Raw genomic sequence first — 22,073 nt, 5'->3', positions numbered from 1 at the left:
GGTCCCATGACGTATCGCATAGCCCTGAACTTCGAGGACGGGGTCACCCGGTTTATCGACTGCAAAGTGGGCGAAAAGGTGCTCGACGCCGCCTTTCGCCAGCGGATCAACCTGCCCATGGACTGTTCCGACGGCGTCTGTGGTACCTGCAAGTGCCATTGCGAAAGCGGCGCCTACGACCTGGGCGAAGACTATCTCGACGAAGCGCTGGGCACCGATGAAGTCGATCAGGGTCAGGTGCTGACCTGCCAGATGATTCCCGAAAGCGACTGTGTGCTGGCCGTGCCGGTGCCGTCCAGTCTCTGCAAGACCGGCACCTCGCGCTTCTACGCGACCCTGGCGGGGATCACCGTCCATGCCGACGCGGCTCTGGAAGTCAGCTTCGCGCTTGAACAGGCCCCGGTCTTTCTGCCGGGACAATACGTGAACATCGCTGTCCCCGGCAGTGAGCAGACCCGCTCGTATTCGTTCAGCAGCCTGCCCGGCGACAGCCACGCCAGCTTTTTGATCAAGCATGTCCCCGGTGGGCTGATGAGCGGCTGGCTGGGTGGGGCGCAACCCGGCGAAAAGGTCTCGATGAGCGGGCCGCTGGGCAGTTTCTATCTGAGAGCGGTCACCCGTCCGCTGCTGTTTCTCGCCGGCGGCACCGGGCTGGCGCCGTTTCTGTCGATGCTCGAAGTGCTCGCCGAACGCAACGAACGTCAGCCGATCCATCTGATCTATGGGGTTTCCCGGGACCAGGACCTGGTGATGCTCGATGCGCTGCAAGGTCTCTGCGCGCGGTTGCCGAATTTCAGCTTCGCCACCTGCGTTTCGGACCCGCAGACGCGGCATCCACGCCAGGGTTATGTGACTCAACACCTGGCCCCCGAGGCGCTCAACGGTGGCGATGTCGACGTTTACCTGTGCGGGCCGCCACCAATGGTCGATGCCGTCCGACAGCACTTCAAGACCGAGGGCGTGACCCCGAGCAGCTTCCACTACGAGAAGTTCACCGCCAATGCCATCGTCACTGGCGATGCCGCCTGAGGAGATCGTGATGAACCCACGTTTCAAGGACAAGGTCGTGCTGGTCACCGGCGCGGCCCAGGGCATAGGCCGTCGAGTGGCTGAACGCTTGCTGGAGGAGGGCGCCTGGCTGGTGGCGGTAGATCGTTCCGAACTGGTCCACGAGCTGCGCGGCGAACGGACCCTGACCCTGATCGCCGACCTGGAGCGTCATGCCCCATGCACGGAAGTCATGGGTGCTGCTCAGGGGCGCTTCGGCCGGATCGATATCCTCATCAACAACGTCGGCGGAACCATCTGGGCCAAGCCTTTCGAGCACTACCAGGAAAGCGAGATCGAAGCCGAGGTCCGTCGCTCACTGTTCCCGACCCTGTGGTGCTGCCACGCGGTATTGCCCTACATGCTGGAGCAGGGCAGCGGCGCGATTGTCAACGTGTCGTCGGTGGCCACCCGCGGGATCAATCGGGTGCCCTATGGCGCGGCCAAGGGCGGGGTCAATGCCCTGACCGCCTGCCTGGCCTTCGAGACCGCCGGCCGTGGGATTCGGGTCAATGCCACGGCGCCGGGGGGGACCGATGCGCCGCCACGACGTATTCCGCGCAATGCCCAGGCTCCCAGCACGGATGAACAAGCCTGGTACCGGCAAATCGTCGAGCAGACCGTGGACAGCAGCTTGATGAAACGTTACGGCAGCATCGACGAACAGGTCGGCGCGATCCTTTTCCTCGCTTCCGATGATGCCAGCTACATCACCGGCGTTACCTTGCCGGTGGGCGGCGGGGACCTGGGCTGATCAGGCGCGCAGCGCAGCCATATAGGCTATATATAGGCAGTGGGTTGCGGCACAATGCCGCAACCCCTGCCCATGCGTTGTATCGGTGAGCGTTGTTTGTCACCCTTGGCGCCAATAACCATCAGCGACGTCACTTTCGTGTCCATGCCCCGGTTTTCCCACTCATTGCGTCAGCTTGCCATTTGCCTGGCCATGCTTGCGGCGTTGCTGCCGAGCGTGATGCTGTTGCTGCCGGCTGCCCATGGGCAGCCGATGATGATGGGCGAGCATTGCAACATGGTTGGCATGACCGGACACGACACGTCCTCCGGCAGCCGCGATCCCTCGCCAGACCAGTATCACGAATGCCATTGCCTGCTGTGTGTCGTCCATGCGGTCGATATCGGTTTACCCCCCAGCGTCGTTCAATGGCAGCTTTCCGGCCGCGCTGACGTTGTGCTGGTGCAAGCGATCCTGCCACCCTATGTCAGCGCAGTCTGGCTGATCTCCAAGCCGCGCGGCCCCCCCGTGTTTTCCTGATTTCCTTGCGATGGCAAATCCTCCCCAGCCTGTTTGGGAGGTTTGCCCCTATGCGTTGCAACTTAATCCAGGAATGCCAACCCCATGGTCATGCCATCACTGCGCCGTACCCGTCGAAGCCTATTGCCGTTCGCGGCCTTGTCTGTCACCGCTTTATTCCCACACCTCGCGCTGGCCTGTGCCAGCTGCGGCTGCACCCTCAGCTCCGATTGGGACAATCTGGGCATCAGCAGCTCGTCGGGGTTGAAACTGGACCTGCGTTACGACTATCTGAACCAGAACCAATTGCGTAGTGGTAGCCACAGTATTTCTCCAGGCGCCGCGAGCCAGATCTCCAACAACGGCAACCCACAGGAAGTGGAGAAGTACACGCGCAATGATTACCTGACCATGGGCCTGGACTACAGCTTCAATGCGAGCTGGGGCGTGGATCTGCAGGTGCCGTATATCTTTCGCAGCCATAACACCCTGGGCACGGCATCGGATGGTGTTACCCCAGGCGATGGCGGTGGCCAGTACAGCTCCAGAACATCCAGCCTTGGTGACGTCAAGGTCATCGGTCGTTATCAGGGGTTCACTCCGCAGCACAACCTGGGGCTGTTGTTCGGCTTGAAACTGCCCACCGGGGCACATGATGATACCGCCGCGTCGACCGACCCGACCGCTCCAGGCCCGGTCGCGATAGATCGTGGCCTGCAGCCTGGAACCGGGACCACCGATGGCATCCTGGGTGTCTATTACATGGATACCCTGAACAAGAACTGGGACTACTTCGGCCAGGCCCTGCTGCAAAAGGCGCTTGATTCAAGTGATCACTATCGCCCTGGCGACGGCGTCAATCTGAATGTCGGCCTGCGCTACATGGGCAATGCCTACGCCATGCCGCAGCTCCAGTTGAATGTGCGACATGTCGAGCGCGATGTCGGGGCCAATGCCGACACCGTCAGTACCGGTGGCACCCTGGCTTACCTCAGCCCGGGCGTGACGGTGCCGGTCGGCAGGAAAACCTCCCTCTACAGTTTCGTGCAAGTGCCGGTGTACCAGAATGTCAACGGTGTGCAGCTTGCTCCGCGCTATACCGCGACCATCGGCGCCCGATACTCGTTCTAGTGATCCATGACACGGAGAGAAAGTAGATGTGCGCAAAAAGACTACTGCCATTGTTCGCGCTCTGTTGCAGCCTGGTGTGTCTGCCCGCATGGGCGATTGATGTGGGTGAGCACGCGCCGAATCTGACGGCGAAAACCCTGGATGGCGAGACCTTTGACCTGCGCAAACAGGCAGGCCAGGTGGTCATTGTGAATTTCTGGGCTTCCTGGTGCGAGCCGTGCCGGGCAGAAATGCCGGCCATGGAAGCCTATTACCAACAGCACAAAGGTGAAGGGCTGAAGATTATTGCGATCAGCATGGATGAGCCGGAAGACGACGCCATGGTGCACAAAGTCATGGCCGCCTACAGCTATCCCGCGGCGCTCCAGCGGGATGCCGATTTCAAGGAATTTGGCCGGGTCTGGCGCATGCCCATGACCTATGTCATCGATAGGCAGGGCGTAGTGCGCAAGGATGGCAGCGTGGGCGATCCGAAAATTGATCGGCCGCTGCTGGATCGGTTGGTGAACCCATTACTGGCGGCGCATTAGCACCGGCAGCCTGAAAACCGCCGAGTGCTCCGGCACTCGGACCGGCCTTATCCCGCTATAGCGAACCTTGTTCTGGGAATAACCTCATGTTTTTTCCGGCCCGTGCCGGGGAGGGTGGCTATTTGTCGCCCTGGGAGGCCCGGGCCAGAGCCTGGGGAAAAAGTTTCATGTTCGGGAGGTGAAGTTTCATCTGAAACAAATTGTATTAAAAAAAAGTCGGGCCTACCATGCGCACAATTCGAGACGGGTTCTCATTTAGATTCTCATTTTGGTCCTTTTGCTGCGGGTTGAGCGTGTTTTCCGCGTTGCAACAAGGATCAAGTCCTTATGGAGTCATCGATGCGCGCAATGTCGTACCACCGATCCACCCAGCGTGTTGTTCTGTCGACCGCACTGGCTTGTTCTGTCGCCTGGCTATGGATTACTCCCGCCAGCGCGGCACAAGCCGCACCGACTGCTAATCCCTCTGTAGCAGCCGACGACGTCAACCCCGCGGATCTGCCTGAAGCCGACCTGGCGATCAAGGCCGAGCCTGCTGGTCAGTGGACCGGTTTCCTGACGCGCCAGAACATGCTTGGCGATATCGGCGGGCTGCGCTCCAGCCTCGCAGCGTACGGTGTGACCCTGGGTCTGACGGAAACCAGCGAATACCTGAACAATGCCAAGGGCGGCTTGAATCGCGGCGGGGACTATGACGGTCTCACTACCGCGACCCTGAAGCTCGACACCCTCAAGCTCTTCGGCCTGGCCGGCGGTACCCTGAACATCAGCGCCTTGAGCGTTCACGGGAAAAACCTCAGTGCCGACAAGCTGGGCACCCTGCAGACCGCCAGCGGTATCGAAGCGGACACCGGGACCCGCCTGTGGGAAGCCTGGTACCAGCAGAAGTTCTTCGATGAGGCCCTGGACTTCCGGGTAGGCCAGCAAAGCATCGACCAGGAGTTCATGGTCAGCCAGTACGCCAGTACCCTCGTCAATACCATGTTCGGCTGGCCGGCAGTGCCGTCCTACGACATGCCGGCCGGTGGCCCGGCCTATCCGTTGTCGGCCCTGGGTATCCGTGTTCGGGTCCACCCGACCGATGCGATCACCGTACTCGCGGGCGTCTATGACGGTAACCCGGCCGGCACCAACGACGGTGACCCGCAACGGCAGAACGCCCACGGCACCAACTTCGACCTGCACACCGGCGCGCTGTACATCTCCGAACTGCAGTACGCCGTCAACCCGGCCTCGCTGGGTCAGACGGAGACCGCCAACCCTGGTCTGCCGGGCCTCTACAAACTCGGCGCCTGGTACAACACGCAGAACTTTGCCGACCAGCGCTACGGCACCGACGGGCTGTCGCTCGGCGATCCAAACAGCAATGGCACCGCGCTCGAGCATTCGGGCAACTACAGCGTCTACGCCGTGGCCGACCAGATGATCTGGCGCCAGGCCCCGGACAGCATGCGTTCGGTCGGTGTGTTCACCCGCCTGATGGGTGCACCGGGCGATCGTAACCTGATCAGCTTCAGTGCCAACGCCGGTGTAACCCTGGCCGCGCCTTTCGAAGGTCGCGATGCCGATACGGTCAGCCTGGCACTGGGCTACGTCAAGGTCGGCAGTGGCGCCGCGGGTCTGGATCTCGACAGCGGCAACCGCGTGCGCAATGGCGAGACCTTTCTTGAAGCGACCTACCAGTATCAGCTGACCCCTTGGCTGCAACTGCAACCGGACATTCAGTACACGCTCAATCCAGGGGCGGGCCAGAACCCGAACGATCCGACGCTGAGAATGGGCGACACGCTGGTCTGGGGCCTGCGCACCAACATCACCCTCTAGACCGGATGCTGGCCGGGCGCTTGTCGCCCGCCGAAGCGCACCGATCCGCTTTGTTTGATTTCGGCCCTGCCTGACAGGGCCTGTCGACTTCGAGAAATCAGGAGTATTGCATGACGTATTCGAGCCTGCCGCGTCTGGGCAAAGGCCTTGTGGCCCTGGCCACGCTATTGACCTTCAACGTCGCCCTGCCGGCACACGCGGATGACGCCCAGGGTTTTCTGACGGGCATTCACAAGCACCAGCCCCTGACGTCCACGGTCCCGGAGAATGGCGACCAGAACCCGTACGCCATTGCCGTGGCGCCGGTGTCCGCCGGGAAAATCCAGAAGGATGACGTGCTGGTCGACAACTTCAACAACGCCGCCAACCTGCAGGGCGTCGGTACGACCATTGTCGATTACAACCCGACCACCAAGCAGCTGTCGTTGTTTGCCCAATTGCCCCATGACCTGCCGCAGTGCCCGGGTGGCGTCGGCCTCAGCACCGCGATGACCATGCTCAAGAGTGGCTGGGTGATCGTCGGCAGCACCCCGAGCAATGACGGGACCACCGACACCAAGGGCGCCGGTTGCCTGGTGGTGCTCGACCCGAACGGCAAGGTCGTCGATGTCTGGTCCGGTCCGAATATCAACGACCCGTGGGGCAACATGGCGGTGATCGACAACGGTTCCACCGCGACCTTGTTTGTCAGCAACGCCGGCTTTGGTATCGGCAGCGCCAAGGGCACGCCACCGGTGGTGATCCAGTCCACGGTACTGCGCCTTGACCTGAAGATCCCGGAAGGCAAGCCACCGGTGATCGCCAACCAGACCGTGGTCGGCAGCGGCTTCAGCGCCCAGGCTGACAAAGGTGTATTCCTCGTTGGCCCGACTGGCCTGGCGATGGGCAAGGACGACAAGCTCTATGTCTCCGATACCCTGGCCAACCGCATCAGCGAAATCTGGGATGCCACCACCCGTACCACCAGCGCCGGTGTCGGCCGCACGCTGACCAAAGATGGCATGTTGCTGCGTCCGCTGGCGCTGACCACCGCACCTAATGGTCACCTGCTGACCACCAACGGTTTGAACGGCAAGGTCGTGGAAATCGACCCGGAAACCGGCAAGCAGCTCTTTGCCCAGTGGATCGACGCCAACAAGGCCCAGACACCGCCGGGTAACGGCGACCTGTTCGGCCTGGTCATGACCCCCAGCGGTGACGGTTTCTACTACGTCGAAGACGACGTGAACATGCTGGTCCTGGCCAAATGAGTACGCACGACGACAGCGCCCCGGGCCTGTCCCGTCGTCGTTTCCTTGGCGCAGCCGGCAGCCTGGCTGTTGCTGCGGGCGTGATCGGTTCGGGCGGTGTTGCCGCCGCCGAGAGCCTGGCAAAGCCCAAGGCTGGCCAGGCGCTGCCCGCGGTCGAGCCGTTCTTTGGCTTGCACCAGGGCGGTATCGTCACGCCGCAGCAGACCCACTCTCTGTTTGCCGCGTTCGATCTGGAAGCCACTGCACGGGCGGACGTGATCGCGCTGCTCAAGCGCTGGACCGTCGCGGCCAATCGCATGAGCCATGGCGAGACCGCACAGCCGCTGGCGGTGCCCAAGGATGCCGCGCCTCTGGACGGCGGTTCGGCCGAGGGGCTCAGGCCGTCCCGTCTGACCGTGACTTTCGGCTTCGGTCCGGGCTTGTTTGTCAGCAGCGATGGCAAGGACCGTTATGGCCTGGCATCACGGCGCCCTGAGGCGCTGGTCGATCTGCCGAAATTCAACGGTGACCAACTGGTACCGGAGAAGTGCGGCGGCGACCTGAGCATCCAGGTCTGTGCCGATGATCCGCAGGTGGCTTTCCATGCCCTGCGCGAGCTGCTTGCCCTGGCGGATGGCGTGGCCCTGATCAAGTGGATGCAGTCCGGTTTTACCAGCCCCCCGGCTGGCGGTGGCACCACCCGTAACCTGATGGGCTTCAAGGACGGCACCAACAATCCATCGACTCGCGACAGCAAGATGATGGACCAGGTGGTCTGGGTCGGCGATGAAGGCGGCTGGATGAAGGCGGGCTCCTATGTCGTGGTGCGGCGCATCCGTATCGCGCTGGAGCACTGGGACAGGACGGAGCTGGGCTTCCAGGAAGAAGTGGTCGGCCGTGACAAGGCCAGCGGCGCGCCGCTGGGCCAAGCCCACGAAACCGACCCGCTGGATCTTGACGCGCAGGACAAGGACGGCAACTCGGTCATCCCGGACAACGCCCATGCGCGCTTGTCCGCCGCCGCGGAAAACGACGGTGCGCAGATCCTGCGCCGTGCCTATTCCTACAACGACGGCGTGGGTTTTTATGCCGAGCGTTGGCCGCCATGGCGCCAGGGCATGATGCTCGATGCCGGGTTGTTCTTCGTGGCTTACCAGCGCGACCCGCGTAGCGGCTTTATCAAGATCAACAAGAAACTGGCCACCCAGGACATCATGAACCAGTTCACCACCCATGTGGGGAGTGGCATCTTTGCCTGCCCACCGGGTGCCAGCGAAGGTTCGTTCATCGGTGCCGGGTTGTTCGAAGGGCTCGAAAGCTAAGAGCTGTCGGGCAGGGTGCAGCCATTATCGGCCTGCGCCCCTTTGGCTGTAATCATCGCTGTATTGGGAGTATTTCGAATGTCTTTCAAGGTTTTCAACAACACGCTGCCGCGCGCTTTCCAACTCGCCTGCCTGGCAGCCGCGATGCTGACTTGCGGTGTCTCTCAGGCGGCTTCGCTGACCCTGTACAGTGCCCAGCATGAGCAGACCGTCAATCAGCTGGTCAAGGATTTCGAAAAGCAGACCGGCATCTCGGTAAAAGTGCGCACCGGTGAAGGTCCGGAACTGGCGGCGCAACTGTTGGCCGAAGGCAGTGCTTCGCCTGCCGACGTGTACTTCACCGAAAACTCTCCCGAGTTGATGTTGCTGGAAGAGAAGGGCCTGTTGGCACCTGTGCAACCCGCCACCTTGTCGACTATCCCGGCGCGCTACAGCTCGCCGAGCGGCGATTGGGTCGGTGTGTTGGCCCGTGAGAACGTGCTGGCTTACAACACCAAGCTGGTCAACCCGGCTGAATTGCCAGCCTCGCTGCTCGACCTGGCCGAGCCGGCCTGGAAAGGCAAGGTGGCCATTGCTCCCGCCGATGCCGACTTCCTGCCCCTGGTCAGCGCGATGCTGGCGCTCAAGGGCGAAGCCACCACCTTGCAGTGGCTCAAGGGCCTGCGCACCAACTCGCAGATTTTCAACGATGACGAAGGCGTTACCGCTGCCGTCAACCGTGGCGGTGTTGCCGTCGGTGTGATCAACAGCTACTACTGGGCACGCCTGCACACCGAAGTCGGTGACAAAGGGACCCACAGTGCGCTTTATCACTTTGCTCACGCGGATGTCGGTGCGTTGATCAACGTGTCGGGCGTCGCGGTCCTGAAAACCGCCCGCAATCAGGAAGCGGCGAACAAGTTCGTCGCTTACCTGACCAGCGAAGGCGCACAGCAACTGATGGCCAGCAACAAGGTGACCTACGAGTACCCGCTGCGTGCCGGCGTCGCTCCCGATCCTCTGCTGATGCCATTCAACCAACTGACGCCGCCCGCGCTGGATATGAAAACCCTGGGTGACGATAGCCACGCGGTCAAGTTGCTGCGCCAGGCCGGCCTGCTGTAAATGGCCAATGCGACCATCGCGGTCAAGTCCGAACGGCGTACGCCCTTCGGACTTTTGCTTGTCTGTGTGGCCGTGGCACTGCTGGTGCTGGCGCCGCTGGCCTTCACCCTGAAGCAGGCAACGAGCTTCAGCTTCGATGATGCGGTCGAGTTGCTGTTCCGGCCAATCGTCGGCGAGCTGGCGGTCAATACCTTGCTGATTGTCGTGGCGGCGACGTTCGCCTCGGCCCTGATCGGTACGGCGGTGGCCTGGTTCGTCGAGCGCACCCATCTGCCGGGTCGAGGTGCCTGGGCGGTGCTCGCGGCGGTGCCGCTGGCCATGCCACCCTTTATCACCAGCTATGCGTGGGTCTCCTTGAGCCTGTCGTTGCAGGATTTCTCCGGTGCCTTGCTGGTGGTCACCACCGCCTACTTTCCACTGGTCTACCTTCCGGTTTCCGCTGCGCTCAGGGGCATGGACCCGGCGCTGGAGGAAACCGCCCGTTCCCTCGGGCTGGGGCCGTGGCGCTGCTTCTTTCGCGTAGTGCTGCCGCAACTCAAGCCGGCATTGCTGGGCGGGGTACTGCTGGTTGCCCTCAGCGTGCTGTCCGAGTTTGGCGCGTTCGCGCTGCTGCGTTTTCGGACCTTTACCACCGAGATCTACGCCGAATATCGTGCCAGCTTCGACGGTGCCGGCGCGGCCCTGCTGGCCTGCGTCCTGGTGCTGCTGTGCCTGATCTGCCTGGTGGCGGAGTTCAAGGTGCGCGGCCTTGCGCGTTATGACCGGCTCGACCGTGGTACACGCCGATCGGCCACCCGCTACGAACTGGGCCGGGCGAAATGGCTGGTATGGATCGGGTTTGCCGGTTTGACCGTGACCACCCTGGGCGTTCCCCTCGGGATGATCGGCTACTGGCTGCTGCAGCACAGTGAGGCCGCTGTGACGCCCGCCGAGTTCTCGATGGAGCAATTGATCAGCACGACCTGTGCATCCTTGGGCTTTGGCCTGGCCGGGGCGCTGCTCACCACCTTGCTCGCGTTGCCCCTGGGCTTTTTGCTGGCGCGCTTTCCGGGCCGTATCAGTACTTTGCTGGAGCGTATTTCCTATCTGGGGCAGGGCGTACCGGGTATCGTCATCGCCCTGGCGGTGATTTCGATCTCGATCCGCTTCATCCAGCCGCTTTACCAGAGTGCGGCGCTGTTGGTCCTGACCTATTCGATCCTGTTCCTGCCACTGGCCCTGGTCGGTGTGCACGCCACGCTGGTGCAGATCGAACCCCGTCTTGAAGACACGGCCCGCTCGTTGGGCCTGCGTTGGTGGCAAACGGCATGGCGGGTGATCCTGCCGCTGGCCGGACCGGGTATCGGGGCCGCGGCCTCGATGGTGTTTATCACCATCGTCACGGAGCTGACCGCCACCTTGTTGCTGTCGCCCATCGGCACCCACACGCTCGCCACGCAAGTCTGGGTCGATACCTCGGCGATGGCCTTTGCCGCTGCCGCGCCGTATGCCGCCATGCTGGTCGGTATTTCACTGTTTTCCACCTGGCTGCTGATGTCGCTGTTCGGCAAATCGGCAGTGCTGGGTAGCTTCCAATCATAGGGATCGACATGGCTGATGTAGAAATTCGCGGCCTGCGCAAGACGTTTGGCCACACCCCTGTATTGCGTGGCGTCGATTTGTCGGTGGCGTCCGGCAGCCTGGTGGCGATTCTTGGCCCGTCCGGCAGCGGCAAGACCACGTTGTTGCGGCTGCTCTGTGGCTTCGAGCGCGGTGATGCGGGGACGATCCAGATCAATGGCCAGCGGGTCAGCGGCCCCGGGGTGTTTGTTCCGTCCGAGAAGCGCCATATCGGTTATGTGCCACAGGAAGGCGCGTTGTTCCCGCACCTGTCGGTGGCTGAAAACATCGTCTTTGGCCTTTCACGGCAGCTGCGCAAGAGCCGTCACCGCGTCGCCGAGTTGCTCGAGCTGGTCGGCTTGCCCGGGGACTTTGCCAACCGCTCGCCGCATTCGTTGTCCGGTGGGCAGCAGCAACGGGTAGCGCTGGCACGGGCACTCGCACCCGCGCCGGCCCTGGTCCTGCTCGATGAGCCGTTTTCTTCGCTGGATGCCGCGTTGCGCGTGGAAACCCGGCAAGCGGTGGCGCAGGCCTTGTCGGCGGCCGGCGCCACGGCGTTGCTGGTCACCCACGATCAGTCCGAGGCCTTGTCGATGGGCAGCCAGGTCGCAGTGTTGTGGAAGGGGGAACTGGTGCAAGTGGCGAGCCCCGAGCAGTTGTACCGGATGCCGGTGAGCCCTGAGCTGGCCCGTTTTGTCGGCGATGCCATGCTGTTGCCGGGCATCGTCAAGGGCGCTGGTGTCCTGTGCGCCCTCGGCTCCTTGCGTCTGATGGCGGCACTGCCCGACGGACCGGCGCAGGTATTACTGCGGCCAGAGCAGATCAGGCTTTCACCGCTACTTGACAGCCAGGACAGCGGCGCCGCCCGGGCGCGGGGCAGGGTGCTGAAAGTGGACTACTACGGGCACGATGCCTGTGTGCACCTGAGTCTCTCGGATGATACGGCCGTATCGACCACGCTGATTGCGCGGTTGCCCGGTCATCTATGCCCGCGGCCGGGTGATGAGGTGGCCATCAGCGTCGAGGGGGAGGTGCTGGCCTATGGCGTTTTTCGTGATTGATATGGGTCAAGCAAACTCGTCAATACTGGGCCAGAATCAAGCCATCCGCTGAACTGCCCAGGGGCATGGCATGTCTGTTGAACCGCCCACACCAGCTATCTCCCCGCCGCAAGAGAAAGCAGCTGGTCAGCATTACAGTCGCCTTGCCCTGTGGCTGACCTGGCTGCTGGGCGCGGCGATGCTGGCGACAGTCATTGCGGTTGCACTGCGGTTCGCTGAAGTCGAATCCTTCGCGCGATTGCTGACTCAGGCGCAACCGTTATGGCTTGTCGCTGCCTTCGCTCTTCAAGCCCTGACCTATGTGGCGCAGGGGCAGACTTTTCGTGTGGTGCTCAAGGCCGGCGGGCAGCACCTGTCACTCTGGGATGCGGGCAAGCTCAGCCTGATGAAGCTGTTCGTCGACCAGGCCCTGCCATCCTCGGTAGTCAGCGGGGCCTTTGCGGTGGTCGCCTCCTTTGTGCGACTTGGATTCGCCAAGCCGGTGGTTCTGGCCTGCCTGGTGCTGGATCTGTCCGCCTACATCGTGCCGTGAGCCTGGAACCTTGTCCATGAAAGCTGCGCAATGTCGTGTCTTTTTGTTGATCCAGGTCAACGTTGCCGCTGTCATTCCATAGAGACTGCAAGGGCATATCCGTTGCCGATCCAATCAGGGGAGCAACCTGATGCTGTCTCGGTTGCCAGTCTCCTGCTGACCGAATTAATCATGACCGACATTCCGGAAAAGGAACCTCCTGGATACGAACCGACCAGCGTAATCGCTTGAGGAGGTTTTCCAGTGCCCCAGAGTCTTTCATCGCAAACTTCCAAAACCTCGGATGCTGAGGTCGTGATCTGTTGCCACGGAGCTGGCGGCGAGCATCCGTTCGCGGCAGACGCATCGGGGCCAGAGCCTCAATCTCGAACGCTGGACCTGATGGATGTCGAGTTATCAGCCGACTTGCTGCTGCCGATGAATGCCATCGGCCTGGTGGTCTTCGTCCATGGCAGCGGTCGTACCTGCCCACCTAATCGGCTGGTTGCACAGGCCCTTGCCAGGCGGGGACTGGGGACATTGCTGCTCGATCTGCTCACGGAGACAGAACAACGCCTGGACAACCTGACCCGTGAACTGCGTTTCGATATCGCCTTGCTGGGTAGCCGACTGGTAGAGGTGGTCGACTGGGTCGACCGGGACCTGGCGTTGCATTCTTTACGGATCGGTCTGTTTGGCGCCAGTACTGGCGCCGCCGCGGCACTGTTGGCGGCGGCGGAACGCCCTGATCGGATACACGCAGTGGTCAGTCGGGGAGGACGGACCGACCTGGCAACAGTGGTGCTGCCTCGTGTGAAGGCCCCGACCTTGCAGATCGTCGGAGCACAGGATCCCCTGGTATTCAGCCTGAACTTCCAAAGCAGTTACGTCCTGCGCTGTGAACAGCGCCTGGAGGTCGTCGCGGGGGCGACGCATCTTTTTGAAGAAGCCGGTGCCCTTGGGGAAGTCGCCAGGCTCGCTGGCGAGTGGTTCGAGAAGTATTTGCAGATGGAGTTGGTCACCCTTTGACGGGTTTTGAACACCCAACCCAGGGGCGGCCTCCCTTCAAATAGCTTTCAAAGATGATCGGCATCGATAATGGCCTTGGCAAAGGCCTGTGGATCTTCCTGCGGCAGGTTGTGGCCGATCCCACCCTGGATAAACCGGTACTCATATTTGCCGGTGAAGCGCTTGGCATAGTCCTCGGCGGCGGGATGCGGCGCGCCGTTGGCGTCGCCCTCAAGGGTGATGGTCGGCACGCCGATGGAGGGGGCCTTGGCCAATTTCTGCTCCAGAGGATCGTATTGGGTTTCGCCCTGAATCAGGCCTAAACGCCAGCGATAGTTGAAGATCGTAATGGCGACATGGTCTGGGTTATCCAGGGCGGCGGCGCTGCGATTGAAAGTCGCGTCGTCGAAGGCCCATTTCGGCGAAGCCGTTTGCCAGATCAGCTTGGCGAAGTCGTGGGTGTTCTTTTCATAGCCGGCACGACCCCGTTCCGTGGCGAAGTAGTACTGGTACCACCATTGCAGCTCGGCCTTGGGTGGCAGCGGGGTCTTGCCGGCTTCCTGGTTACCGATCAGATAACCGCTGACCGAGACCAGCACCTTGACCCGCTCCGGCCAGAGCGCCGAGACGATGTCCGCCGAGCGCGCACCCCAATCGTAGCCGCCGAGCACGGCCTGCTTGATCTTCGGGGCGTCCATGAAGTCGATGACATCACTGGCCAGCGCGGCGGGTTGGCCGTTGCGAACGGTGTTGGCGGAGAGGAAGTGCGTATCGCCGTAGCCCCGTGCGTAGGGCATGAGTACCCGGTAACCCTTTGCCGCCAGTAACGGCGCGACTTTGTCATAGCTGTGAATGTCGTAGGGCCAGCCGTGCAGGAGAATGACCACCGGCCCCTCGGCAGGGCCTGTTTCGGCGTAGGCCACGTCCAGTAATCCGGCGTTGATATGCTTGAGCGGGCCGAACGGGGAGGAGGGGGCTACGCTGCTACTCGCATCTGTTGCGGTCTTGCTGTCGTTGGTTTGCGCGTTGGCCAGGCCGAGGACACCGAACTGCATCACCGTGACCTTGAGACACGCTGTGATACACAACGGCTTCTGCTCCCGACGGGTATCCACGGTTGCGTGCTGCCTATACAGGGAAGGGAGAAACGCTTAAAAAAATCCTGGGAACGTCAAGCAATGACATTTCGGAAGCCCGGATGTGTAACCGAAAACCGCACCAGATACGCGCTCGCTGCACGCTGTTGGGGCGTATGGAAACCAATGATCACGGGGTTATTAACCGGATCAAGGGTCTTTGGCAGCAGGCGGGCGCTTTGGCATGGGGGGCGCTGGGGGAGCAAGGGGGAGCGGCACGGTAAATGCTTTTAGCTGTATATACAGGGTCGCAGCTCTTGCGCCGCGCCCCCAACCGTGACCCAGCACCATGGCCCCAGGAGTGAATATGTCTTCCAGTATCCGTCTGCCGCTGATCGATATGTCCGGTGTTCGTGAAGGTGACAAGGCGAGTATTCGTCGAGCCGCCGAGGCCATCCAGACCGCCTGCTGCGATATCGGCTTCTTCTACATCATCAATCACGGTGTACCGCAGCCGGTGATCGACAGGGCGATGTCAGCCGCCGCGGAGTTCTTTGCCTATCCGACCGAGGTCAAGCGCGAGGCGGCGGTCAATAAGCGCCATCGTGGCTGGCACGCATTGGGCGGGGCAACCATGTACGAAGCCAGCAAACCCGACCACAAGGAGTTTTTCAGTATCGGGCTTGAGCTGGCCGAAGAGGATCCCAGCGTACTCGCCGGCGAGGCGCTGCGCGGACCGAACCAGTGGCCGGCATTTATGCCGTCGTTGCGCGAGGTCCTGGCCGAGTACTATCAGGAAATCGGCAAGGCCGGGGCAGACCTGTTGAGGGTGGTGGCGGTCGGGTTGGGGATTGACGAACATTTCTTCATCGACAAATACACCAAGCCTTTGCAGCGCACCCAGATGGTTTATTACCCGCCGCAACCGGCCCAGGCCGAGGCCGATCAATTCGGGGTTGCGCCTCACACCGATTACGGCTGCATCACCTTGCTGTATCAGGACAACAGCGGCGGTTTGCAGGTCCGCGAGCTGGGCTCCAACAGCTGGATCGATGCCACGCCGATTCCGGGCAGCCTGGTGGTGAATGTCGGCGATCTGTTGGCGCGCTGGTCCAACAATCGCTTTCGTTCGACCTTGCACCGGGTGATCAATCGCTCAGGCCATGAGCGCTACTCCATCGCGACCTTCTATGACCCGACCTATGGCGCCCTGGTCGACCCCTGTGAGCTGGGCATCGACTCGGCGTTGAGTCTGTATCCACCAGTGGCGGCGGGGGACTACATACTCAAGAGAATCGATGACTCGATGGCGTATCGCAAGGGCAAGGCGCCATGAGTTGAGTGAATGCCGTGAGCGGTGGGGAAGATGGTACGTACAAAAGGGGTTACCCTTCGCGATTCACTGTTGCGACAGGTACTCCTTTTGTATCCGTGCCAGAGTCCCGTCACGGCGCAGCGCTTCAATCGCTTCGCGCAAGGCGTGGACCTGTTCGGCGGAGCATTGCTTCGAGCAGGCCAGATAGAGGTCTATCGTGCTCAGGGCGGGGCTCATAAGCAGCTTACGGCTAGATACCCTGGACCAGATGTACTGGCTCTCGGGGACGCCGTTGAACCAGGCATCGATACGACCTTTCAAAAGCATTTGCGCGGGATTTTCACCAATGGTCAACGGGTGGATCTGTTTGTCGCTGAAACCTTGGGCGCGGAGGATTTCCTCTTGTGCGCTGCCCAGGCCTACACCGATCACATGGTAGATCCTCTTGGCTTCGGCGAAACTGCTCACCCGGTGCTCAAGGCTGAAAAAAGCGCGGCCCATGCTCATGATGGGCGCGATCCAGGTGAAGTGATCTTCGCGCTCGGGCGTACGTGACAAGGGGGCAATCAAGAGGTCCTGCTTCTCACTGACGTATTTTTGCGATCTGGCCCAAGGCAGCACCTGTATATGAGCGGCATAGCCGGCTTTGGCAATGGCCATCAGCGCGGCATCTCCGAGGATGCCATGACCCTTGGCGTCGTCGACAAGCGTCAGCGGAGGGGCGTCGATGATAAACAGGTCGATTGGTAACGGGGCAGCCCACGCGTGATAGCTCAGCAGCAGGCACGCCGCCAGACAGAGCCTGGCAAGCGCCTGGGTACGAGTTTTATGGGCTACGCATGTGATCTGGCTCATGACTTGATCTCTCAAGTACGGCAGGCAGCTCCCGGAAATGCCCGGAGAAATCATGGCGACCGCAGACTTAGCGTAGCGCGGATTTTAGAGAAGGCTGAAGTCGGGCGCCAAAGTCGCCAAGGGCGAAATGAAGGGTGATCGACTCCCGCCGATTTATTGCTCGCGCATCGGGAAGAACAGCTCGAAGCAGGTCAGGCCATCCTTGCTGGTGACTTGGTAGAGACCGCTGTGCAGTTGCATGATGGTCGCTACGATCGACAGGCCCAAACCGTTGGAATGGGCCGAGCGCTCACGCGATTGATCAACCCGGTAGAAACGCTCGAACAGTCTTGGCAGATGTTCCGCCGGGATGGTTGGGCCGTGGTTGTGCACACGCAGATGGATACCGGTTGCGGCCGGTATGGCCTGGATCAACAGTTCGGAATGCGGCGCTCCGTACTTGATCGCGTTGGCACACAGATTCGCCAGGGCGCGGCGCAGCAGGACGGGCTCAGCCCAGATAATCCCTTCGCCCTCTGCACGGATGGTGATGTCGGCATCGGCCGCCAGACCTTCAAAATAGTCAGCCATGCGTTCCACTTCTTCAGCGGCGTCCAACTCCTCGCGCTGCTGGCGGGCACTGCTGGGGTCGGTGCGCGCGAGGAAGAGCATGTTGTCGAGCATGCGCGCCAAGCGTTCCAGCTCTTCTACATTGGAGGCCAGTAGCTGCTGATAATGTTCAACGCTGCGGTCCTGCTGCATGGCGACCTGGGTTTCACCCAGCAGGTTGTTGATGGGGGTGCGCAGTTCATGGGCCATGTCCGTGGAAACCTGGGCCAGTTGCTCAAAGCCCTTGCCCAGGCGCTCGAGCATGGTATTGAAAGAGTCGATCATCGGTAACAGCTCCTTCGGGGCACCCTGGCTGTCGAGTCGTTCAGTCAGGTTGCCGATACCGATACCATGGGCGTGCTGCGCCAGGCGCCTCAACGGCAGCAAACCACGGTAAACCATCAGCCAGCCAGCCAGGGCCAGGACAATCGCCGCCAGGCTGGCGAGGATATAGACACTGAGACGGTAGCTGGCCAGCACCGCGGTACGTTCGGTCATCAAGCGGCCAATGGTCAATTGCAGCTTGCCCGAGTCGATACTCGCAGACACCGCGGCGAACGGCGCACCATCGACTTCCGCCACTTTATGGACATCGCTCAGCTCCAGGGTCTGCTCCATCGCGACCGGAACCAACTGGGGAATATCAAGATTTCCGGGGTTGACCACGAGTAATGGAGGCCCCCCTGGAGCACCGATACTGAGTACGGATTCACGATTGCCCATCATGTTCTGAAACAGCGCGGGCTTGGTCCTGATCAGATCCCGGGTATTGCTGTCATTGAGCAGGTTACGTAACTGATTGACGCGGAAGACGAGGGCGGCTTCGTCACGGTGTATCAGCTCGCTCTCCAGTTCGCGGTACAGCTCGACCCCCATGGTCGCCAGCAGGGCAAAGGCCAGCAAGGCAAATACCACGGCCAGGCGCAGCGTCAGGGAATAATGACGACGCTTCATGGTTGTGTATCGAAGCGGTAGCCAATGCCACGCACGCTGTGGATCAGCTTGAGCTGGAAAGGATCGTCGATTTTCAGGCGCAGGCGGCGCACTGCCACGTCCACCACGTTGGTGTCACTGTCAAAATTCATGTCCCAGACGCGGGAGGCGATCAGTGAGCGAGAAAGCACCTGGCCCTGATGCGTGGCAAACAGGTGGAGCAGGGCAAACTCCTTGTTGGTCAGCGTTACTCGCACGCCGGCGCGGGTGACGCGGCGTTTGATGACATCGATCTGCAGGTCGTCGATCTGCAGTTGCTCTTCTTCCCGGGTCGGACCGCGTCGGGTCAGCGTGCGCAGGCGGGCGACCAGCTCGGCGAAAGAGAAGGGCTTGATCAGGTAGTCGTCGGCACCCAGCTCCAGGCCTTTGATACGGTCGGCGATATCGTCCCGTGCGGTCAGGAACAGGACCGGCGTGTCGGCCTCCTTGCGCAGGCGGCGCAGCACTTCCCAGCCGTCCATCTTCGGCATCATCACGTCCAGCACGATGACGTCGAAGGACGTTTCCAGGGCCTGGTGCAAACCGTCCACGCCATCGCGGGCCAGGCTGACGGAGTAACCTTGCTCCTGCAGGCCATTGAGCAAATAGTTACCCGCCTTGGGTTCGTCTTCCACTACCAGGATATTCATGGGTATTACCTTGGTTCAGTTTCGATATTCGACTCACGAAAGCGGACCAGAACGCCGCGAGCAGGTGGCGCGAGTATAGCCCGATCATCAGCTGATACCGCGTATGGCCCCTGCTCCTTGTCAGTCATGTTGGTCAAACTCCCCATCAGTTTTCGTTCGAGCAGTTCCCTTGAACCTGATAGTCCAACACATGTTCGCGACCCTGGTGATCCAGGTAATCGAACTTCGCCGGAATCACACCGCATTGATCCGAGAGGTCGGTGGTGGACAGGACTTTCGCCACGTCCATCTGGACGAAAAAACCAGCCTTGTCATGAATCGCCGCTGGACTGTCGGTGGTGCTGGCGAAGGCTGAACCGGTGGCGAGGAGGGCGGCGAATCCGAGCATAAGAAGTTTCATGGCATTGTCTCTCTGTCTGAGTGGGCTGCCTGTTGTCTGGCAGTGGGTTCACAATAACGAGGCCACTCAAACAGCCGACGAACAAAACAATGACAAAGTTGTAATGCAAGCTCGTCCGAGACCAGTGCCTGTGAGCACCGGTTCGGATCGAGACGAAGGGGGGAGGGGTTGGCTGTAAGAGCCTTTACCTGACGGGATGCGCTGCTGCTTTGCATTCCGCCAGGAAAGCCCTTCCCATGGGTGTCATTTGAGCAGCGCTGTAAGCCAACTGCGGATGGCTGACGTCGGCCACCGCTTGCGCGTAGTTGAAGCTGATCAAGCGTTCCAGCGTATCGACCTCGGCAGGATCCCTGATCTCACTTTTGCCCTGGGCGATTTCATTCAGGAGACTGTAGAAGGCGGTGTCTTGTTTGTTCACGATCGAGCCTCTTTTACGGGGTTGTTCCTGCTGATTACGGCCGTGCCAGTAGCGCCTTGGCACGGGCGCAGACATTGTCGAGGGTGAAGCCGTATTCGCGCAGCAGGACATCGGCCGGTGCCGAGGCGCCGAAACGTTCCACCCCTAACATGTCGCCATTACTACCAATATAGCGCTCCCAGCCTTGCCGCACGCCCAATTCGACCGCCAGCCGCGCGCCGACCGAAGGCGGCAGTACGGCGTCGCGCTCGGCCTGGGGCAGGGCCTCGAACAACTCCCAACTCGGCATCGAGACACAACGCACGGCGATGCCTTCACCCTCCAGGCGTTCGCCCGCCGCCAGGATCAAGGCGACTTCCGAGCCGCTGGCGATCAGGATCAGTTCGGGTTCGCGGCTCGCCTTGTCGTTCAGCACATAGGCGCCGCGCCGTAACCCATCGGCCGCGGCGTAGCGGTTGCGGTCCAGGGTGGGCAACGCTTGCCGGGTCAGGACCAGCAGGACAGGGCGGTCACGGGTGGTCATGGCAACCTGCCAGGCCACTGCGGTTTCATTGGCGTCGGCGGGGCGGATCAACAGCAGGTTCGGGATGGCGCGCAGGCTCGCCAGGTGTTCGACCGGCTGATGGGTCGGGCCGTCCTCGCCGAGGGCCAGGCTGTCGTGGGTGAACACATGCACCACGTGCAGGCCCATCAGTGCCGCCAGGCGCACGGGCGGGCGCATGTAGTCGGAGAAGACCAGGAAGGTCGCGCCATAGGCGATGTAACCGCCATGGGCGGCCAGGCCGTTGACGATGGCGCCCATCGCGTGCTCGCGTACACCGAAGTGCAGGTTGCGACCGACCTGGCTCCAGCCGCTGGCGTCGGAGCCTTGTTGATCCGTGCCCGACATTGGCGCCGGGTTGAAGTCACCGAGGCCCTTGAGCGCTGTTTTCGTCGAGGGGTCGAGGTCGGCGGAACCTCCGATCAGCGCCGGCAGCCGTGGCGCGATGGCGTTCATCACCTTGGCGCCGGCGTCGCGTGTGGCCAGGCCCTTGGCATCGGTGGGAAACACTGGAATGTCCGCCTCCCAGCCTGGCGGCAGTTCACCGCTCAGACGCTGCTGCAGTTCATGGGAGAGTTCTGCAAAGGCCTGGGTGTAGGCGTCCATGCGCGCACGCCAGTCGGCTTCATTACGTGCCCCGCGTTCCACGGCATGGCGAAAGTGCGCCAAGGCGGCGTCGGGTACCAGGAAGTCCGGTTCGGTGGGCCAGCCGAGTTTTTCCTTGGTCTTGCGCACGGCGTCCACGCCGAGGGGCGAGCCATGGGCTTTGAAAGTGTCTTGCTCGGGTGAGCCGTAGCCGATATGGGTACGTACCAGAATCAACGACGGCCGCGTCGTTTGTTCCCGAGCCGCCTGCAAGGCGGTCTCTATTGCGACGAGATCGTTGCCATCCTCCACCGACACCGTGTGCCAGCCGTAGGCCTCGAAGCGCGCCGCGCGATTTTCCGAGAACGTCATGGCGGTGCCGGCGGCGAGGGTGACGGCGTTGTCGTCGTAGAGGCAGGTGAGCTTGCTCAGCCCCAGGTGGCCGGCGAGTGAGGCGGCCTCGCTGGCCACGCCCTCCATCAGGTCGCCATCGCCGACAAGCGCGTAGGTATGGTGATCGACGACCGTGTGACCGGGACGGTTGTAGGTCGCCGCCAGTTGCGCCTCGGCCATCGCCATGCCGACCGCGTTGGCCAGGCCCTGGCCCAGCGGCCCGGTGGTGGTTTCCACGCCGGGCGTGTGCCCGCGCTCGGGATGTCCCGGTGTCTTGCTGCCCCATTGGCGGAACTGCTTGATGTCGTCCAGCGTCAGCTCGTAGCCGCTGAGGTGCAGCAGGCTGTAGAGCAGTGCCGAACCGTGCCCGGCGCTGAGCACGAAACGATCGCGGTCAGGCCATTGTGGGTTGTGCGGGTTGAACCTGAGCCAGCGGGTCCACAACACATAGGCCATCGGCGCGGCGCCGAGGGGCAAACCGGGATGGCCGCTGTCGGCTTTTTGCACCATGTCCACCGAGAGGAAACGCAGAGTGTCGATGCATTGCTGGTCGAGTTCGCTGGTCATGAGGGTCTCTCGATAAGGTGAGGAATAGAGGGGGTAACTGTAGATCGCTTATCAGTGGATCAACCGGGTGCCGAAGGGTTTCATTTATTTCAGGC

21 protein-coding genes are annotated in these 22,073 nt (G+C 61.7%); 14 read left to right on the top strand and 7 right to left on the bottom strand.

All coding sequences use genetic code 11. The annotated features are described in order from the left end of the window. The first annotated feature begins 6 nt into the window (after window positions 1-6). From benC to CWE01_RS25080, 13 genes are all read left to right on the top strand, one after another. Window positions 7-1,029 (top strand): benzoate 1,2-dioxygenase electron transfer component BenC, encoded by a 1,023-nt coding sequence (gene benC / locus CWE01_RS25140; RefSeq protein WP_100943243.1) that lies wholly within the window; start codon window positions 7-9, stop codon window positions 1,027-1,029. A 10-nt stretch (window positions 1,030-1,039) separates the two neighbouring features. Then, window positions 1,040-1,801, top strand: coding sequence for a 1,6-dihydroxycyclohexa-2,4-diene-1-carboxylate dehydrogenase (locus CWE01_RS25135; RefSeq protein WP_100943242.1), 762 nt, complete (start codon window positions 1,040-1,042; stop codon window positions 1,799-1,801). A gap of 54 nt (window positions 1,802-1,855) precedes the next feature. Beyond that, a complete protein-coding gene (locus CWE01_RS25130; RefSeq protein ID WP_100943241.1) occupies window positions 1,856-2,320 on the top strand; it encodes a DUF2946 domain-containing protein in 465 nt (154 codons plus the stop codon). Window positions 2,321-2,404: 84 nt separating this feature from the next. Beyond that, window positions 2,405-3,430, top strand: a complete 1,026-nt coding sequence (locus CWE01_RS25125) for a hypothetical protein (RefSeq protein WP_100943240.1) — start codon at window positions 2,405-2,407, stop codon at window positions 3,428-3,430. Between the two features lie 50 nt (window positions 3,431-3,480). After that, window positions 3,481-3,960, top strand: a complete 480-nt coding sequence (locus CWE01_RS25120) for a peroxiredoxin (RefSeq protein WP_256579409.1) — start codon at window positions 3,481-3,483, stop codon at window positions 3,958-3,960. 339 nt (window positions 3,961-4,299) lie between these two features. After that, on the top strand, window positions 4,300-5,784 hold the full coding sequence (locus CWE01_RS25115; protein ID WP_218176802.1) for a carbohydrate porin: 1,485 nt from the start codon (window positions 4,300-4,302) through the stop codon (window positions 5,782-5,784). Between the two features lie 110 nt (window positions 5,785-5,894). Next, a complete protein-coding gene (locus CWE01_RS25110; RefSeq protein WP_100943237.1) occupies window positions 5,895-7,034 on the top strand; it encodes a hypothetical protein in 1,140 nt (379 codons plus the stop codon). Further along, window positions 7,031-8,335 carry an iron uptake transporter deferrochelatase/peroxidase subunit gene (gene efeB, locus CWE01_RS25105; RefSeq protein ID WP_100943236.1) on the top strand — a complete coding sequence of 435 codons (1,305 nt, stop codon included), beginning with the start codon at window positions 7,031-7,033 and terminating at the stop codon, window positions 8,333-8,335. Before CWE01_RS25110 ends, efeB begins: the two co-directional genes overlap by 4 nt. 78 nt (window positions 8,336-8,413) lie before the next feature. Beyond that, complete coding sequence (locus tag CWE01_RS25100) at window positions 8,414-9,439, top strand: iron ABC transporter substrate-binding protein (RefSeq protein ID WP_100943235.1); 1,026 nt, start codon at window positions 8,414-8,416, stop codon at window positions 9,437-9,439. After that, the gene (locus CWE01_RS25095; RefSeq protein ID WP_100943234.1) at window positions 9,440-11,020 is read left to right on the top strand and encodes an iron ABC transporter permease; all 1,581 of its coding nucleotides are present in this window, start codon (window positions 9,440-9,442) and stop codon (window positions 11,018-11,020) included. An 8-nt stretch (window positions 11,021-11,028) separates the two neighbouring features. Next, window positions 11,029-12,099: an ABC transporter ATP-binding protein gene (locus tag CWE01_RS25090; RefSeq protein WP_100943233.1), complete on the top strand. Its 1,071-nt coding sequence runs from the start codon at window positions 11,029-11,031 to the stop codon at window positions 12,097-12,099. A gap of 70 nt (window positions 12,100-12,169) precedes the next feature. Next, window positions 12,170-12,631: a lysylphosphatidylglycerol synthase transmembrane domain-containing protein gene (locus CWE01_RS25085; protein WP_256346610.1), complete on the top strand. Its 462-nt coding sequence runs from the start codon at window positions 12,170-12,172 to the stop codon at window positions 12,629-12,631. A gap of 381 nt (window positions 12,632-13,012) precedes the next feature. Beyond that, a complete protein-coding gene (locus CWE01_RS25080; RefSeq protein ID WP_100943232.1) occupies window positions 13,013-13,639 on the top strand; it encodes a dienelactone hydrolase family protein in 627 nt (208 codons plus the stop codon). 47 nt (window positions 13,640-13,686) lie between these two features. Here the strand turns inward: CWE01_RS25080 and CWE01_RS25075 are convergent, their stop codons facing one another. Then, the gene (locus tag CWE01_RS25075) at window positions 13,687-14,673 is read right to left on the bottom strand and encodes an alpha/beta fold hydrolase (RefSeq protein ID WP_100943231.1); all 987 of its coding nucleotides are present in this window, start codon (window positions 14,671-14,673) and stop codon (window positions 13,687-13,689) included. Window positions 14,674-15,061: 388 nt separating this feature from the next. Here CWE01_RS25075 and CWE01_RS25070 point away from each other — a divergent pair, with 388 nt between their 5' ends. Then, window positions 15,062-16,030 (top strand): isopenicillin N synthase family oxygenase, encoded by a 969-nt coding sequence (locus tag CWE01_RS25070; RefSeq protein ID WP_100943230.1) that lies wholly within the window; start codon window positions 15,062-15,064, stop codon window positions 16,028-16,030. 63 nt (window positions 16,031-16,093) lie between these two features. Here the strand turns inward: CWE01_RS25070 and CWE01_RS25065 are convergent, their stop codons facing one another. The 6 genes from CWE01_RS25065 to tkt form a co-directional block, all read right to left on the bottom strand. Continuing rightward, a complete protein-coding gene (locus tag CWE01_RS25065) occupies window positions 16,094-16,864 on the bottom strand; it encodes an ABC transporter substrate-binding protein (RefSeq protein ID WP_100943229.1) in 771 nt (256 codons plus the stop codon). A gap of 153 nt (window positions 16,865-17,017) precedes the next feature. Continuing rightward, window positions 17,018-18,406 carry a heavy metal sensor histidine kinase gene (locus CWE01_RS25060; protein WP_100943228.1) on the bottom strand — a complete coding sequence of 463 codons (1,389 nt, stop codon included), beginning with the start codon at window positions 18,404-18,406 and terminating at the stop codon, window positions 17,018-17,020. Further along, a complete protein-coding gene (locus tag CWE01_RS25055) occupies window positions 18,403-19,074 on the bottom strand; it encodes a heavy metal response regulator transcription factor (protein WP_100943227.1) in 672 nt (223 codons plus the stop codon). The genes CWE01_RS25060 and CWE01_RS25055 overlap by 4 nt, the downstream gene beginning before the upstream one ends. Window positions 19,075-19,219: 145 nt before the next feature. Continuing rightward, the gene (locus CWE01_RS25050; RefSeq protein ID WP_100943226.1) at window positions 19,220-19,474 is read right to left on the bottom strand and encodes a DUF2790 domain-containing protein; all 255 of its coding nucleotides are present in this window, start codon (window positions 19,472-19,474) and stop codon (window positions 19,220-19,222) included. Between the two features lie 184 nt (window positions 19,475-19,658). Further along, entirely contained in the window at window positions 19,659-19,892 is a 234-nt protein-coding gene (locus tag CWE01_RS25045; RefSeq protein ID WP_100943225.1) for a hypothetical protein, read from the bottom strand. Window positions 19,893-19,926: 34 nt separating this feature from the next. After that, the gene (gene tkt / locus CWE01_RS25040; protein ID WP_100943224.1) at window positions 19,927-21,978 is read right to left on the bottom strand and encodes a transketolase; all 2,052 of its coding nucleotides are present in this window, start codon (window positions 21,976-21,978) and stop codon (window positions 19,927-19,929) included. Window positions 21,979-22,073: the final 95 nt, after the last annotated feature.

It is taken from the genome of Pseudomonas sp. QS1027 (assembly GCF_002814235.1).
Lineage (GTDB): Bacteria > Pseudomonadota > Gammaproteobacteria > Pseudomonadales > Pseudomonadaceae > Aquipseudomonas.
Note: the sequence above shows the minus strand (reverse complement) of the source record. Positions and strands in the feature narration are given on the sequence as shown.

Bases quoted from the DNA above. Each gene is read 5' to 3' on its own strand.
- benC (WP_100943243.1), top strand. From the start codon at position 7: ATGACGTATCGCATAGCCCTGAACTTCGAGGACGGGGTCACCCGGTTT.
- CWE01_RS25135 (WP_100943242.1), top strand. From the start codon at position 1,040: ATGAACCCACGTTTCAAGGACAAGGTCGTGCTGGTCACCGGCGCGGCC.
- CWE01_RS25130 (WP_100943241.1), top strand. From the start codon at position 1,856: ATGCCGCAACCCCTGCCCATGCGTTGTATCGGTGAGCGTTGTTTGTCA.
- CWE01_RS25125 (WP_100943240.1), top strand. From the start codon at position 2,405: ATGGTCATGCCATCACTGCGCCGTACCCGTCGAAGCCTATTGCCGTTC.
- CWE01_RS25115 (WP_218176802.1), top strand. From the start codon at position 4,300: ATGCGCGCAATGTCGTACCACCGATCCACCCAGCGTGTTGTTCTGTCG.
- CWE01_RS25110 (WP_100943237.1), top strand. From the start codon at position 5,895: ATGACGTATTCGAGCCTGCCGCGTCTGGGCAAAGGCCTTGTGGCCCTG.
- efeB (WP_100943236.1), top strand. From the start codon at position 7,031: ATGAGTACGCACGACGACAGCGCCCCGGGCCTGTCCCGTCGTCGTTTC.
- CWE01_RS25100 (WP_100943235.1), top strand. From the start codon at position 8,414: ATGTCTTTCAAGGTTTTCAACAACACGCTGCCGCGCGCTTTCCAACTC.
- CWE01_RS25095 (WP_100943234.1), top strand. From the start codon at position 9,440: ATGGCCAATGCGACCATCGCGGTCAAGTCCGAACGGCGTACGCCCTTC.
- CWE01_RS25090 (WP_100943233.1), top strand. From the start codon at position 11,029: ATGGCTGATGTAGAAATTCGCGGCCTGCGCAAGACGTTTGGCCACACC.
- CWE01_RS25085 (WP_256346610.1), top strand. From the start codon at position 12,170: ATGTCTGTTGAACCGCCCACACCAGCTATCTCCCCGCCGCAAGAGAAA.
- CWE01_RS25080 (WP_100943232.1), top strand. From the start codon at position 13,013: ATGGATGTCGAGTTATCAGCCGACTTGCTGCTGCCGATGAATGCCATC.
- CWE01_RS25075 (WP_100943231.1), bottom strand. From the start codon at position 14,673: ATGCAGTTCGGTGTCCTCGGCCTGGCCAACGCGCAAACCAACGACAGC.
- CWE01_RS25070 (WP_100943230.1), top strand. From the start codon at position 15,062: ATGTCTTCCAGTATCCGTCTGCCGCTGATCGATATGTCCGGTGTTCGT.
- CWE01_RS25065 (WP_100943229.1), bottom strand. From the start codon at position 16,864: ATGAGCCAGATCACATGCGTAGCCCATAAAACTCGTACCCAGGCGCTT.
- CWE01_RS25060 (WP_100943228.1), bottom strand. From the start codon at position 18,406: ATGAAGCGTCGTCATTATTCCCTGACGCTGCGCCTGGCCGTGGTATTT.
- CWE01_RS25055 (WP_100943227.1), bottom strand. From the start codon at position 19,074: ATGAATATCCTGGTAGTGGAAGACGAACCCAAGGCGGGTAACTATTTG.
- CWE01_RS25050 (WP_100943226.1), bottom strand. From the start codon at position 19,474: ATGAAACTTCTTATGCTCGGATTCGCCGCCCTCCTCGCCACCGGTTCA.
- tkt (WP_100943224.1), bottom strand. From the start codon at position 21,978: ATGACCAGCGAACTCGACCAGCAATGCATCGACACTCTGCGTTTCCTC.